The organism is Streptomyces sp. NPDC021093 (assembly GCF_044333135.1).
Lineage (GTDB): Bacteria > Actinomycetota > Actinomycetes > Streptomycetales > Streptomycetaceae > Streptomyces.
On record NZ_JBIRQJ010000017.1, the window covers coordinates 181,270 to 192,892 of the forward strand.

Below are 11,623 nucleotides of genomic sequence, written 5' to 3' on the forward strand. Positions count from 1 at the left end.
GTGGTACCTCCAGGCTGACCCGGCCCATCCGTACCGGATCGGGCCGTTAACTTCACATTTGGGCGCTTATTGCGGTGATCACACTTGTTGTCCTGCCGACCCACTGAAAGGGGTCCCGCGCGGGAGGCGGCGCCGACACGTCGGGCATCCGGGGAAGCCCACCCGTGCGGCCCAATCGGCGGTCCGCGCGGGGCCCGCACGGGTTCACGGGGGTCCGCGCAAGGGGCGCACGGGGCGGGCGTGCTTCGCGTACCGCTGTACGCACCCTTCACAACAGGGGATGTGACGCGCGACACTCCAAGCCGCAGACGCGTCTCCTACCGCACCGCGGAAGTGAGGGCAATTGATGTCCCTGCAAGAAGAACTGACGGATCTTCAGAACTGTCTGGACCGGCTGGACCGCTCGGTGCACCGACTGACGGGACGGCTCGGGGAGAGCCACGGCCTGGACGTCCGCCGGGTCCGCACGGACGCGGCGCACCTGCGCGAGAGCGTGGCGATGCTCGGTGCGCTCGCGTCGGGGGCGGGGTCGGGCACGGGGTCCGGTACCGGGTCCGCGGCCGCCCCGCAGGCGCCGCCGCGGCCGGAGCTGATCTCGATCCCGGACGCGCCGTACGACAGCGCACTGTGGACGGACTCGGACGACGAGGGGTTGGGGGCACGGCACCGCCACGCACCTTGAGGGGGACGGGGGGATGTCGGCCGGTGGTCTCCGTGCGGGCTGCTCGGCGCAGGGCGGCGGGTGGTCTCCGTGCGGGCACGTCGTGGCTGATCGCGCAGTTCCCCACGCCCCTAAATGCCTGCCCCCGAGCCTCCTAGAGCCCGCCCTAGCCCTCTTGGGCAGCGGGGCCGCCCCCGGGGGCGGAACGGGTGGGCAAGGGGGCGGCCCCCCACTGCGGCACGCCCCTCCCCCGACCGCACACGCTCCGCCACCGCCCTCCGCCCAGCACCCTCCCATCCACCTCTCCCACCCCTGGAGCCCCCGTTGGCCACAGGCACCGACCCCTCAGCCCGTACGCCACGTACAGCGCATGCGTCCGGCGTGCACAGCCCCACCCGCGCCAGCATCTCCGCACGCCACCTCCGCACCGACCGCTGGTGGCTCGCTCCCGCCCTCACCGCCGCCGGGCTGCTCGCCTTCGTCGTCTACTCGACCTGGCGGGCCTTCTCCAACAGCGACTACTACTCCGCCCCCTACGTCTCGCCGTTCTACTCCCCCTGCCTGGCGGAGAACTGCGTCCCGATGAAGGGCGGCCCCAACTGGGAGATCTTCGGCAGCTGGTGGGGACTCTCCCCCGCCCTGCTCGTCCTGATCTTCCCGCTCGGCTTCCGGCTGACCTGCTACTACTACCGCAAGGCCTACTACCGGGGCTTCTGGGCCTCGCCCCCGGCCTGCGCGGTCGCCGAGCCGCACAAGAAGTACTCGGGCGAGACCCGCTTCCCGCTCGTGCTCCAGAACATCCACCGCTACTTCTTCTACGCGGCGGTGCCGGTCGCCGGAATCCTCACGTACGACACCGTGCTCGCCTTCCGCGACGAGAAGTACGAGTGGGGCCACATGGGCCTCGGCACGCTCGTCTTCGTCCTCAACATCGTGCTGATCTGGGCGTACACCTTCTCCTGCCACTCCTGCCGGCACATCATCGGCGGCCGGCTGAAGCACTTCTCCAAGCACCCCGTGCGGTACCGGATGTGGGGCTGGGTGGGCAAGCTGAACGACCGTCACATGCTGCTGGCCTGGGCCTCGTTGATCAGCGTCGCGCTCGCCGATTTCTATGTCTATCTCGTCGCTTCCGGCGCCTTCGAGGATCCGCGCTTCTTCTAACAAATGGAGCTTTTGAGCAATGACTCAGCTGGAGCGGCAGGAATGGGACGTGGTCGTGGTCGGAGCCGGCGGCGCCGGGCTGCGGGCCGCGATCGAGGCGCGTGAGCAGGGCGCCCGTACCGCGGTGATCTGCAAGTCCCTGTTCGGCAAGGCCCATACGGTGATGGCCGAGGGCGGCATCGCCGCGTCCATGGGCAATGTGAACTCCGGGGACAACTGGCAGGTGCACTTCCGCGACACCATGCGCGGCGGGAAGTTCCTGAACCAGTGGCGGATGGCGGAGCTGCACGCGCGCGAAGCACCGGACCGGGTATGGGAGTTGGAGACCTGGGGAGCCCTCTTCGACCGGACGCCCGACGGGCGGATCTCGCAGCGCAACTTCGGCGGGCACGAGTACCCGAGGCTGGCGCACGTCGGTGACCGTACGGGGCTCGAACTGATCCGCACCCTCCAGCAGAAGATCGTGGCGCTCCAGCAGGAGGACTTCCGGGAGACCGGGGACTACGAGTCCCGACTGAAGGTCTTCCAGGAGTGCACCGTGACGAGGGTGCTCAAGGACGGCGACCGGGTCTCCGGCACCTTCTGCTACGAGCGCGAGTCGGGGCGGTTCTTCGTGCTCGGGGCGCCGAGCGTGATCCTGGCGACCGGTGGCATCGGCAAGTCCTTCAAGGTGACGTCGAACTCGTGGGAGTACACGGGGGACGGGCACGCGCTGGCCCTGCTCGCGGGGGCGCCGCTGCTGAACATGGAGTTCGTGCAGTTCCATCCGACGGGGATGGTCTGGCCGCCGTCCGTGAAGGGGATCCTGGTCACCGAGTCCGTGCGCGGCGACGGCGGTGTGCTGCGGAATTCCGACGGCAAGAGGTTCATGTTCGACTACATCCCGGACGTCTTCAAGGAGAAGTACGCGGAGTCCGAGGCCGAGGGCGACCGTTGGTACGAGGACCCGGACAATAACCGGCGTCCACCCGAACTGCTCCCCCGCGACGAGGTCGCCCGCGCCATCAACTCCGAGGTGAAGGCGGGGCGGGGCACTCCGCACGGGGGCGTCTATCTGGACGTGTCCACACGGATGCCGGCCGAGACGATCCGGCGGCGGCTGCCCTCCATGTACCACCAGTTCAAGGAGCTGGCGGACGTGGACATCACGGCCGAGGCGATGGAGGTCGGGCCGACCTGTCACTACGTGATGGGCGGCATCGCCGTCGACTCCGACACCGCCGCCACCCGCGGGGTGCCCGGACTCTACGCGGCAGGGGAGGTGGCGGGCGGTATGCACGGGTCCAATCGGCTCGGCGGGAACTCGCTCTCCGACCTGCTCGTCTTCGGCCGCAGGGCCGGGCTGCACGCGGCGCAGCACGCCCTGGAGCACACCGGCGGGGAGCGCCCGCAGGTGGACGAGGAGCAGGTGGACGCGGCGGCGGCCGAGGCGCTGCGGCCGTTCAGCGCGGAGGGTCCCGAGGAGGGGACCGAGCACGGGACCGGCCAGGAGACCGAGCAGAGGACCGGCCGGGGGACCGATGAGGGGACCGGCCAGGGGGCCGATGACGGGATGCAGGAGGTGCCGCCGCTGCACGCGGCGCAGCAGAGCCGCCCGCCGGAGAATCCGTACACCCTCCACCAGGAGCTCCAGCAGACCATGAACGACCTGGTCGGCATCATCCGGCGGGAGGCCGAGATGACCCGGGCCCTCGACAAGCTGGCCGAGCTGAGGGTGCGGGCCCGGCGGGCCGGTGTCGAGGGGCACCGGCAGTTCAACCCGGGCTGGCACCTGGCCCTGGACCTGCGCAACATGCTGCTGGTCAGCGAGTGCATCGCGCGCGCCGCCCTGGAGCGCACCGAGAGCCGCGGCGGCCACACCCGTGAGGACTACCCCGCCATGGAGCGGTCCTGGCGGCCGGTGAACCTGCTGTGCCGCACCGCCGACCCGACGGGCGGGCTGGCGGCGACCGATCCGGTGCGCGGCCAGATCGAGCTCGCATCGACGACGACCGAGCCCATCCGCCCGGACCTGCTCGCCCTCTTCGAGAAGGAGGAGCTGGTCAAGTATCTCGCCGAAGAGGAGTTGTACGAGTGACCACGACGACTGGGCCCCATGGGGCCGCGTCCGCCAAATACGTCGCCGACTTCCGTATCTGGCGCGGGAGTTCGGAAGGGGGCGGCCTGGAGGACTTCAAGGTCGCCGTGAACGAGGGCGAGGTCGTCCTCGACATCATCCACCGCCTCCAGGCCACCCAGGCGCCCGATCTCGCGGTGCGCTGGAACTGCAAGGCGGGCAAGTGCGGTTCGTGCAGTGCGGAGATCAACGGGCGGCCCCGGCTGCTCTGCATGACCCGCATGTCGACCTTCACGCCGACCGACACGATCACCGTGACGCCGCTGCGCGCCTTCCCCGTCGTACGGGACCTGGTGACGGACGTGTCGTTCAACTACACGAAGGCGCGGGAGGTGCCGGCGTTCGTACCGCCGGAGGGCGTGGCGGCGGGCGAGTACCGGATGCAGCAGGTCGACGTGGAACGGTCGCAGGAGTTCCGCAAGTGCATCGAGTGCTTCCTCTGCCAGGACACCTGCCACGTGGTGCGCGACCACGAGGAGAACAAGACGTCCTTCGCCGGGCCGCGCTTCCTGATGCGGGTCGCCGAGCTGGACATGCACCCGCTGGACGCGGCGGACGAGGCCGGTCTGGACCGGAAGAGGAGCGCGCAGGAGGAGCACGGGCTCGGCTTCTGCAACATCACCAAGTGCTGTACGGAGGTGTGCCCCGAGCACATCCGGATCACGGACAACGCCCTGATCCCCCTGAAGGAACGGGCAGTCGACCGGAAGTACGATCCGCTGGTCTGGCTCGGGAACAAGATCCGCAGGCGGACGGAATAGCTCCGGTCGACCGGGTGCTGCACCGGTCATGTGGAACAGCAACTCACTCGACCTCGACGCCTACCTGACCAAGATCGCTTACGAGGGGGACCGCGCGCCCACCCTGGCGACCCTCCGCGCCCTGCACCGCGGCCATGTCCTGAACCTGCGCTGGAGCACCGTCGACGCGGTGCTCCACCAGGACGTGCCGCTCGACCTGGAGACCCTCCAGGCCAAGATGGTGGCCGGTGGCCGCGGAGGGTACTGCTTCGAGCACGCCACGCTCTTCGCGGCGGCCCTCGAAGCCCTCGGCTACGACTTCTTCGCCGTGCAGGGCCGGGTCGTGATGGGCGGCGACAAGATGCTGCCGACCACCCACGCGATGCTGGTGGTGGAGCTCGACGGGCGGCGCTGGCTGTGCGACGTGGGCTTCGGGTCGAGCCAGCTGGAGCCGATCGAGATGATCCCGGGTAAGGCGGGCAACGAGGTCACGCAGGACGCGTGGCGGTACTGGCTGCGCGAGCAGGAGGTCTCGCCGGGGGCGCACGGCTGGGCCCTGCACCAGCCCGCCACGGATCCCGCGACGGACCCGGACGGCGACGGCTGGATGGTGCGGCACACCTTCACGCCGACGCCCCAGTACCCGGTCGACTTCCGCATGTCGAACTACTTCGTCGCCTCGAACCCCCACTCGCCGTTCAGCCGACGCCTGTTCGTCCAGCGCATGCTGCCGGACCGTACGCACACCCTGGACGCGCTGAAGCTGACGACCATCTGGCCGGGCGGTCAACTCCCGCCCGAGACCCGGGAGTTGGAGCCCACCGAGGTGCCTAAGGTACTGGCGGAGGTGTTCGGGATCGAGCAGAGCGAGGAGGAGTCGGAGCAGCTGGTGAGGAAACTGGCCACGGAGTAGCGGGCCGCTTGGGCGCGGGGCGGTGGGTGGTCGTCGTGCGGGCTGCTGGGCGCAGGGCGGCGGGGTGGTCTTCGTGCGGGCTGCTCGGCGCAGGGCGGCGGGGTGGTCTTCGTGCGGGTGCGTCGTGGCTGGTCGCGCAGTTCCCCGCGCCCCTAAATGCCTGCCCCCTAGCCCCTTGGGCGGCTGACGCCGCCGACCCCCTAGCCCTCTTGGGCAGCGGGGCCGCCCCCCCGGGGGCGGGACGGGTGGGCAAGGGGGCGGCCCCCCACCGCGGCACGCCCCACCCCGACCGCCCGCCCTCGCCACCGCCCCGCCCTCAGAAGGGCTCCGGTCGCGGCCTCCCCCGCCCCGACATAGCCTCCCCAATGTGACGCCTCCCGAGAGTCGTGTCCGGATACCCGGCCGCCCCGCCGCCCTGCTGGCCGTCCCGCTGGCCCTGGCCCTCTCGTGTCTCGTCGGCCCGCAGGCCGCTGCCGCCGCACACGCCGTGCACCCCGCCACCCCCGCCACCGACCCCCTCCCCCTCTCCACCGACGGCCAGATCACCGACAAGGCCGGCGCCCTCGGCGACGACCGCGGCAGCGTCGCCAAGGCCCTCGACCGGCTGTATTCCAGCCACCGCCTCCAGCTCTTCGTCGTGTACGTCCGCGACTTCTCCGGACGGTCCGCGCAGAGCTGGGCGGACGCCACCGCCACCCGCAACGGGCTCGGCCGCGACGACGTCCTCCTCGCGATCGCCACCCGTGACCGGCAGTTCGCGTACTCCGTGGACAACGACTCCCGCCTCACCGACGCCCAGCTGGCCGAGGTCTCCGGCACCGCCGTCAAGCCCGCCCTGCGCCAGAACGACTGGGCCGGTGCCGCCATCGGCGCCGCCAACGGGTACGCCGCCGTGCTCGCCGGGCAGCCCGTCCCCACCCCCACCATCACCCCCGGCGTCCACGACCCCGGCGCAGAGGATGGTGCGGCGGGCGACCTCGTCCTCCCCATCGTCGCGGTCGGCGGCGCCGGTGCGCTCGCCGCGTACGCGTTCAGCAGGAGACGGAAGAAGAACGGGCGCGGGACCGGGGCGACAGCAACGGCCAGGCAGCCCGGGACGACCCCCGTCCCCGCCCCCACGCCCCTCCCCGAGCTCGACAGCCGCGCCAAGCAGGCCCTCGTCGGGACCGACGACGCGATCCGCACCAGCGAGGAGGAACTGGGCTTCGCCACCGCCCAGTTCGGCGACGAAGCCGCCCGTCCCTTCGCCGAGGCCCTCGCGTACGCGAAGGGGGAGCTGACCGCCGCCTTCCGGGTGCGCCAGCAGCTCGACGACTCCTTCCCCGAGGACGATCCGACCAAGCGGCGGATGCTCGACGAGATCCTCGCCCGGTGCGCCGAGGCCAACCGGCGGCTCGACGCCGAGTCGGACTCCTTCGACCGGCTGCGCGAGCTGGAGCGCAACGCGCCCGCCGCGCTCGACGCCGCCGAGGCCGCCTTCCGGGACCTCACCGGGCGTACGGGTGCCGCCGAGGCAACCCTGGCCGCGCTGGCCGGCCGTTACGCGGACTCCGCCGCCGCCCCCGTCGCCGACCACGTCGAGCAGGCCAAGGACCGGCTCGTCTTCGCCACCACGAACCTCAACCAGGCCCGCCAGGTGCTGGTCTCCGGCGACAACAGCAGGGCCGCCGTTTTCGTACGGGCCGCCGAGGGCGCCGTCGACCAGGCGGGGACCCTGGTGGAGTCGGTGGAGCGGCGCGCACGCGAACTGGTCGACGCGGCAGGGCGGTTGGAGGGCTCGCTGACCGAGACGGACACCGATCTCGCCGATGCGCGCGGACTGCTCGGCGGTACGGCGCCCGGCACGAGCACCGCCGACCTCCAGGGCCGCATCGCCCGCGCGGAGGCCGTCGTGCGCGACGTACGGGAGGAGATGCGGGCGGGGCGGTACGACCCGATCGACGCGCTGCGCCGCATCGAGGAGGCCGACGCCGCGCTCGACGAGGCCCTCGCCGGGGCCCGCGAACGGGAGAGCGCCGGGCGGCGGGCCCGGGACCTCCTGGGCCAGGCCACCCTGACGGCACGCGCCGGGATCGGCGCGGCGGCCGACTACATCACCACCCACCGCGGCGCCGTCGGCAGCCAGGCCCGTACCCGCCTCGCGGAGGCGCAGCGCCGTCTGGAGCAGTCGGGCGCACTCGCCGCTTCCGACGACGCCCCCGCCGCGCTCACCGAGGCCCAGCAGGCGGACGCGCTGGCCCGGCAGGCCCAGAGCCTGGCCGAACAGGACGTACGCGGGTACGGCGGCGGAGCCGGCCCGGGCGGAGGTTCCGGCGGGGGCGGCGGTCTCAACGGCGCCGTCCTGGGCGGCATCATCCTCGGCGGAATCCTCAACGGCGGCCGCGGCGGAGGGGGTTACGGGGGCGGCGGCTTCGGTGGCGGCTTCGGCGGAGGAGGCGGGGGCGGCTTCGGCGGCGGCCCCGGCAGCTTCGGCGGCGGCGGAACCAGAGGACGCCGGGGCGGCGGCGGCCGCTTCTAGCCATCACGTACACACACGTAAACGCACGTACACACATACAGCTTTTCGGCCACACCCCCACCTCCCCCCAGGAGATGCCATGACCAAGCAGTCCATCCTCGGCCGCGTCACCCAGCTCGCCAAGGCCAACATCAACGCCCTCCTCGACCAGGCCGAGGACCCGCAGAAGATGCTCGACCAGCTGATCCGCGACTACACCTCCAACATCGCGGAGGCCGAGGAGGCCGTGGCCGCCACGATCGGCAATCTGCGGCTCCTGGAGCAGGACCACCGGGAGGACGTCGACGCCGCCCACGAGTGGGGCGGCAAGGCGCTGGCCGCCAGCAGGAAGGCCGACGAGCTGCGGACGGGCGGGTCGGCGGCCGACGCGGACAAGTTCGACGCCCTCGCCAAGGTCGCCCTGCAGCGGCAGCTCCAGTCGGAGAAGGAGGCGAAGACCGCCGAGCCGACGATCGCCGCCCAGACCGAGGTCGTCGCCGGGCTCAAGGACGGCCTCACCAGGATGAAGGCCAAGCTCGGTGAACTGACCGCCAAGCGCGACGAGTTGGTGGCCCGCGCGAAGTCCGCCCAGGCACAGAACTCGATGATGGACGCCGTCAAGAACATCAATGTCCTCGACCCGACGAGCGAGCTGAGCCGGTTCGAGGACAAGGTGCGGCGCGAGGAGGCGAGGGCGATGGGCAAGCAGGAGCTGGCCGCCTCGTCACTGGACGCCCAGTTCGAGCAGCTGGACAGCCTGGGCGACGACGCGGAGATCGCGGCGAGACTGGCGGCCCTCAAGAGCACGTCCTGAGGAGCACATCCTGAGGAGCCCGCCCGGCCCCGTCCTGCACTCGCTCGGCCCGCCCGGCCCCTTCCTGCACTCGCTCAGCCCGCCCGGCCCCTTCCTGCACTCGCTCAGCCCGCCCGGCCCCCGCCCTGCACCCGCTCGGCCCGTCCTGCCCCCGCTCAGTACATGCTCAGCAGCTGGTCCACGCTCAGCTCGGTCGCGGCCTGCGACTCCCCGTCCGGCAGGGCGAGTTCGAACCACACCGTCTTGCCCCGTGGGGTGCGCCGCGCCCCCCACGCCGCACTGAGCAGCCCGACCAGCTGGAGTCCGCGGCCGCCCTCGTCGGTGTCGCGGGCGCGCCGCCGCCTGGGCTGGACGAGGCCCGCGTCCCACACCTCGCACACCAGCGTGCGGTCGAGGAGCAGCCTGAGCCGCACCTCGCCCTCGCCGTACCGCAGTGCGTTCGTGACCAGTTCGCTGACCAGCAGCTCGGTGGTGTCGACGAGGTCTTCGAGGTCCCAGGACTGGAGCTGGGCCCTGGCCAGTTCGCGCGCCCGGCCCACCGAGCGCGGTTCGCGCGGCAGCCGCCAGTCGCCGACCGATGCCGCCGGGAGGCCCTGGATGCGGGCCATGAGGAGGGCGATGTCGTCCTCGCCGTGCCGGGTGTCGAGCGTGTTCAGGACATGGTCGCAGACGTCCTCCAGGGGGCGTACGGGACCGCTCATCGCCGTACGGAAGTCGCGCAGCCCCTCGTCGAGCGGGTGCTCGCGGGACTCCACGAGGCCGTCCGTGTAGAGGGCGAGGAGGGACCCTTCGGGCAGCTCGACCTCGACCTCCTCGAAGGGCTCGCCGCCCACGCCCAGCGGCATGCCCGGCGGTACGTCGAGGAGCAGCGGCTCCTCCCCCGGCTCGACCACGATCGGCGGCAGGTGGCCCGCGTTGGCGAACGTACATCGGCGGGTGACCGGGTCGTAGACCGCGTACACGCAGGTCGCGAGGTACACCTCGGACAGGTCCGCCTCGCGGGACCTGTGCGCGGCCCGGGACGCCTGCTGGGCGCCGCCTGGGGCGCCGAGTCCGCGCGCGATCTCGTCCAACGCGGAGAGCACCTCGGCCGGTTCCAGGTCGAGCAGCGCCAATGTCCGCACGGCGGTGCGGAGTTCCCCCATAGCGACGGCGGCTCGCAGACCCCGTCCCATGACGTCTCCCACCACCAACGCCGTGCGGTGCCCCGGCAGTTCGATGACGTCGAACCAGTCGCCGCCGACCTCGGTGGCGGTGTTGCCGGGGAGGTAGCGGCAGGCGATGTCGAGTCCGGCGGCCTCCGGGTCGCCGGGCGGCAGCAGGCTGCGCTGGAGGATCAGCGCGCGCTCGTGCTCCCTGCGGTAGAGGCGGGCGTTGTCCATGCAGACGGCGGCTCGGGAGGCCAGCTCGGTGGCCAGTGCCCGGTCCCGCTCGCCGAAGGGCTCGCTGCCCTTCGTACGGGAGAACTGGACGAGCCCGATGACCGTGTCGTGCGCGACCATCGGCACGGCGAGCGTGGAGTGCACGAGGTCGCCGTCCTCGCCGTGCACCGCGCGGGCCCGCCCGGTGCGCAGCGCCTTCGCACAGGGCGTGCCGAACGGGTAGCGGTGGACGGATCCGACGGTGATCTCGGCGGGGTCCTCGCCGGGGCCCACGCACCCGGGTGCGGCCAGCGGTGCGTCCGAGACGGCGCTGGCGAAGGCGACCCGGCGCAGCTCGGCACTGCCGTCGGTGACGTCGGTGACGCCCGGCGGGGCCTCGTCGCCGCTGAGCAGCCCCTGGTAGAGGTCGACCGAGGCGAGGTCGCAGAAGCCGGGGACGGCGACGTCGAGGAGCTCGCGGGCGGTGGTCTCCAGGTCGAGCGAATTCCCTATGCGGGCGCCCGCCTCGTTGAGGAGGGCGAGATTGCGCCGGGCGTCGGCGGCCTCGCGGGCGGCCCGGTGGCGGCGGGTGACGTCGGTGGCCAGGCCCGCGACGCCGACCGGGCGGCCGGATCCGCTGTGCACCCGGTAGAGGTTGACCGACCACTGACGGCGCTCGGTGCTGCCCGGCTCCGTGCCGGTGATCTGGATGTCGGTCATGGAGTCGCCGGTCTCCAGGACCCGTTTGAGGGCGGCGGACATCCGGTCCGCCTCGGGCGGGGCGAGGTAGTCGTGCACCGTACGGCCGCGGTGGTCGTCGGCGGCACCGCCGAAGACGGCGGCGAACCGGCGGTTGGTGCGCTGCACCGCGAGGTCCATGCCGAACAGCAGGAAACCGAAGGGAGATTGACCGAAAATGGCCTGTGATGCGGCGAGGTCGGTTTCGATCCGGCGCAGCGCCCGTACGTCCACGACGAGGCAGAGCGCACCGCGTTCACCGGTCGGTGTCTCGCTGGGCATCACATAGATCTCGGCGACCCCCTCGGCCCCGGCGGCACCGGAGGGGGCGGCGGGCATCCGGAACGGGACGAGGCCCGTCCACTCCTTGCCGTCGAGGATCTCGGCCACCTCGCGGTGTCCGCGCCCGCGGTGTTCCTCGGGCACGAAGACCTCGACCGGGTCGCGTCCCACGACGTCGCGCGCGGCGACCCCGAAGAGCTCCTCGGCGCGGCTGCTCCACTGCTCGACACAGCCGTCGGCGCCCAGCGAGAAGGACGCCACCCTGATGTAGTCGTAGATCGAACCCGGCGGGCTGCTCTGCCACAGGGCGCCGCCCGCGGCCCCCACGGGAAGGCCC

8 protein-coding genes are annotated in these 11,623 nt (G+C 72.0%); 7 read left to right on the forward strand and 1 reads right to left on the reverse strand.

All coding sequences use genetic code 11. From position 1 onward, the window contains the following. Positions 1-346: 346 nt before the first annotated feature. The 7 genes from ACH4SP_RS39410 (at position 347) to ACH4SP_RS39440 (ending at position 8,905) form a co-directional block, all read left to right on the forward strand. Positions 347-682: a hypothetical protein gene (locus ACH4SP_RS39410; protein WP_398422744.1), complete on the forward strand. Its 336-nt coding sequence runs from the start codon at positions 347-349 to the stop codon at positions 680-682. Between the two features lie 303 nt (positions 683-985). Next, positions 986-1,825 (forward strand): hypothetical protein, encoded by an 840-nt coding sequence (locus tag ACH4SP_RS39415; RefSeq protein WP_398422746.1) that lies wholly within the window; start codon positions 986-988, stop codon positions 1,823-1,825. A gap of 19 nt (positions 1,826-1,844) precedes the next feature. After that, entirely contained in the window at positions 1,845-3,902 is a 2,058-nt protein-coding gene (locus ACH4SP_RS39420; RefSeq protein ID WP_398422748.1) for a fumarate reductase/succinate dehydrogenase flavoprotein subunit, read from the forward strand. Beyond that, positions 3,899-4,702 (forward strand): succinate dehydrogenase/fumarate reductase iron-sulfur subunit, encoded by an 804-nt coding sequence (locus tag ACH4SP_RS39425; RefSeq protein WP_398422750.1) that lies wholly within the window; start codon positions 3,899-3,901, stop codon positions 4,700-4,702. The genes ACH4SP_RS39420 and ACH4SP_RS39425 overlap by 4 nt, the downstream gene beginning before the upstream one ends. 28 nt (positions 4,703-4,730) lie before the next feature. Further along, on the forward strand, positions 4,731-5,594 hold the full coding sequence (locus ACH4SP_RS39430) for an arylamine N-acetyltransferase (RefSeq protein WP_398422752.1): 864 nt from the start codon (positions 4,731-4,733) through the stop codon (positions 5,592-5,594). 367 nt (positions 5,595-5,961) lie between these two features. Next, positions 5,962-8,112 (forward strand): TPM domain-containing protein, encoded by a 2,151-nt coding sequence (locus ACH4SP_RS39435; protein ID WP_398422754.1) that lies wholly within the window; start codon positions 5,962-5,964, stop codon positions 8,110-8,112. Positions 8,113-8,191: 79 nt separating this feature from the next. Next, the gene (locus tag ACH4SP_RS39440; protein WP_398422756.1) at positions 8,192-8,905 is read left to right on the forward strand and encodes a PspA/IM30 family protein; all 714 of its coding nucleotides are present in this window, start codon (positions 8,192-8,194) and stop codon (positions 8,903-8,905) included. 155 nt (positions 8,906-9,060) lie between these two features. Here ACH4SP_RS39440 and ACH4SP_RS39445 read toward each other — a convergent pair whose 3' ends face one another. Then, positions 9,061-11,592 (reverse strand): SpoIIE family protein phosphatase, encoded by a 2,532-nt coding sequence (locus ACH4SP_RS39445; RefSeq protein WP_398422849.1) that lies wholly within the window; start codon positions 11,590-11,592, stop codon positions 9,061-9,063. Positions 11,593-11,623: the final 31 nt, after the last annotated feature.